This window comes from Rhizobium sp. LjRoot98 (genome assembly GCF_964252935.1).
Classification (GTDB): Bacteria; Pseudomonadota; Alphaproteobacteria; order Rhizobiales; family Rhizobiaceae; genus Pararhizobium.
The window spans coordinates 1-3,037 of record NZ_CAXUPW020000040.1; the positions used below are offsets into that span (position 1 = coordinate 1).

General features: G+C 56.7%; 4 protein-coding genes. All 4 read right to left on the reverse strand.

Going from position 1 to position 3,037, the window contains the following annotated elements; genetic code table 11:
- Nucleotides 1–51 precede the first annotated feature (51 nt).
- A complete protein-coding gene (locus ACSQ3J_RS31150; RefSeq protein ID WP_060510661.1) occupies nucleotides 52–654 on the reverse strand; it encodes a YecA family protein in 603 nt (200 codons plus the stop codon).
- The gene (gene tnpC / locus ACSQ3J_RS31155) at nucleotides 651–2,222 is read right to left on the reverse strand and encodes an IS66 family transposase (protein ID WP_112834637.1); all 1,572 of its coding nucleotides are present in this window, start codon (nucleotides 2,220–2,222) and stop codon (nucleotides 651–653) included. The genes ACSQ3J_RS31150 and tnpC overlap by 4 nt, the downstream gene beginning before the upstream one ends.
- Nucleotides 2,223–2,271: 49 nt before the next feature.
- Nucleotides 2,272–2,625, reverse strand: a complete 354-nt coding sequence (gene tnpB / locus ACSQ3J_RS31160) for an IS66 family insertion sequence element accessory protein TnpB (RefSeq protein ID WP_112834636.1) — start codon at nucleotides 2,623–2,625, stop codon at nucleotides 2,272–2,274.
- A partial coding sequence (tnpA, locus tag ACSQ3J_RS31165; protein ID WP_436041161.1) for an IS66-like element accessory protein TnpA occupies nucleotides 2,622–3,037 on the reverse strand: 416 nt, incomplete at its 5' end. The genes tnpA and tnpB, both read right to left, overlap by 4 nt.

Here is a 3,037-nt window from a genome sequence, read left to right on the forward strand (position 1 = left end):
ATGTCGCCTGACGCCAAAGGCAACATAGGAAGCGCCGGTTGCCAATCCGGACTAAGCGTCGTTTGCGGGCGCGCCTGGATTAAAGCGTATCGGCTTGCAGTGCGCGTAGATGCTCTCGACCGCGAACGGAATCGTACGCCAGGCGTCTTTAAGAATGGCCTCAGGCGGCTTTGGAAACGCCGTCGCGATCATTTCGATCAGATCGGGCTTTGTGCATTGAATGAGAATGCCCATGATTGGTTCGCCGGTCTGCTTGTGAGCGAACAGGGGCGCCCATTCTTCAAAGTTTAAGCCGATGGCCCCAAAGAACCCGTCAGCCCAGTCCCCGGAAAGCACCTCTTCCTCGTCAGTGCGCATCAACATCGGAGCATATCGGTGGGGCGTCGTTAGCTGGTGGGCTATGAGGTTGTAATGATCGACGATCGTATCGATCACCGCCTGGACCTTGTTGCCAATGAACGCTCTCTTCTCGTGATCGCCTATGACATGGAACATCCAGTCATTTGGCAACAGGAAGACCGGACCAGCCGCCAAACCGGTCAGGAAGCCGTTCATCATCGAGACGCCGCCACAAGGCGGTGCCGGCTCAGTCTTGTCGAACCAGGCCTCCAACTGTTCCAGGGTTAGAAGTTTCGCACGCTTGGGCCGTTTCACGCCGCCACCGCCAAATTCATATCTGCGTGTTCTCGTTTCCAATGCCATGGCAGGCAACGCTCAAGGGAGGTCGACTTTATCTCGCCCGACACGATGCGCTCAAGCACGTCGTTCAGCCACGTATAGGGATCGAGGCCGTTCAACTTGGCTGTCGTCAGCAAGGATCCTAGAATGGCCCAAGATTCGGCGCCGCCATCACTGCCGGCAAATAGGCTATTGACGCGCCCAAGCGCAATGCTCCGCATATTGCGCTCCACGGTGTTGGAATCGACCTCAAGCCTGCCGTCATCCAGGAATAGGGTTAGGCCGGACCAAAGCCCCAGCGTGTATCTGATGGCGGATGCGACGGGGTCCTTCGCGGATATATCCTTGATCGTGTCCACCAGAAGCACTTTCAGATCAGCCATCAGGCCTCTGGTTTTGGCCTGACGAACAGAGAGCCGATGTTCGGCGCTCGTGCCGCGGATCTTGGCTTCGATCGCATAGATTTCGGCCAGGCGCTCAAGCACCGTTTTTGCCAGCTCGGATTTGTACTTTTTGAAGACATCTACGAACTTACGACGCGCATGGGCCAGACAATAGGCAAGGGTAATCTTTCCGGCCCGACGGCCGGATCGGGTCAAACTCTTATAGGCTTTATAGGCATCGACCTGCAAAAGCCCGCGGTAGTTCACCAGTTGCGATTGGATTTCCGCCTTGCCACGACCTTGCGCAAAGACATAGGCCACTGCCGGATAGGCCGGGCCGTTCCACGGACGATCGTCCACCGCATGGGCCCAGAACTGACAGGTTTTCGTTCGTTTTCGACCTTTTTTGAGGACCGGCATTCGGGTTTCATCCACGAACACACGGGAATGGCTATGGATATAGGCCAAGAGCTTATCATAGAGCGTTTTCAGCCACCAAGCTGAGCGCTTTACCCAGCCACAAAGCGTTGACGTGTCTAAACGGACGCCTTGTCCTTTCAGCATCTGAACCTGGCGGTGGAGCGGCAGGTACCAGGCATATCGCCACACGACCACATTGCTGATCATGGAAGTCGTCGCCAGGCCGCCGTCGAACAAACGCGGCCTCGCCTTGGCTTGAACGATGCCGGCTTCACAGGCCCGGCAGGCGTATTTCGGCCGCACGGTGCGCAAAACATAAAGCGTAGCCGGCCGTGACGCCAGCGCCTCGCTTTCTTCTTCACCGATGCGATGGAGTTGTCCCTGGCAGCAGGCACATTCCAAGGATGATGGCTCAATGACCTCAACGACGCGTTCAAGATGTTCAGGTAGGGCACCGAGGTTGCGACGGGGTTGAGATTTGGCGCTTGCTTGGCCCGGCTCCCTAGCTGGCTTTGGCTCATCGTTGGCCGCAGCGACCTCAACGTTAAGCTCCGCGTCCCCCAGGTCGAGACGTATTTGTCCTTCCAAGACAGTAATCGACTTTTCGGATTTTTGCCCAAAAGGCTGGGCGTTGGCCGCCTTCAACATGCCTTTCAGACGCTCGATTTCAGCGTCTCTTTCCAGGACCATGCCGACCAAAATGTCAGGGTCCCGAGGCAGGTGTTGGCCACGGTTGAGCATGACCAACACTAGCCGGAGTTCACATAATTGTCGATAGATTACAACGGGATCACGCTATTTTTGTGGGGCGTTTCACGGGCTTTTTCTCTACCTTTGTCCAGTCCAGGCCATCGAGCAAAAGCGCCAATTCGCTCGCGCCAAGGTGAACCGCCCCGTCACGAACGGCGGGCCAGGTAAAGTGGCGATCTTCTAAAACCTTGGTCACCATCACCATGCCACTGCCGTCCCAAACCACCATCTTCAAACGATCGTTGCGCTTACTGCGGAAGATATAGACGTCACCCGAATAAGGGTTCGCGCCAAGCGCTGTCGACACCAGTGCCGCCAGACCGTTGATGCCTTTCCTAAAATCCACCGGCTTTGAAGCAATCAGGATCCGCAAATCCGATCCAAGCGAGATCAAGCCAACCCTCGCAGCGCACTGAACACCGTCCGTAGTGCCTGCTCGTCAACGCCGCCTTCGATAACGACACAAGCACCGTGAATCTCAATGCGCACAGTCAGATTCGTATCGAGAGAAGGCTGGAGCCGCTCGTCTTCAATCTTTGCCACAGGGACGAAACACATCTCCTGCCCATCCGATACGCGCTCGCGGGCGCAGCGGCGCCAGTAGTGTAACAAGCCTTGGCTGACGCCGTATTGACGTGCGACCGCAGAGATATTGGCACCAGGCACAAAACTCGCCGCCGTAATCGTCGCCTTATCCTCGGGGCTCCATCGACGCCGGCGCTCTTCGCCGATGATAACCTCGACGCGACGCGGACCCGATCGAGCACGCTCCGCATTACCTTGCGCATAGTGTTGATGACTGTCAT

Coding starts and splice junctions, on each gene's coding strand:
- tnpC (WP_112834637.1), bottom strand. CDS start 2,222: ATGCTCAACCGTGGCCAACACCTGCCTCGGGACCCTGACATTTTGGTC.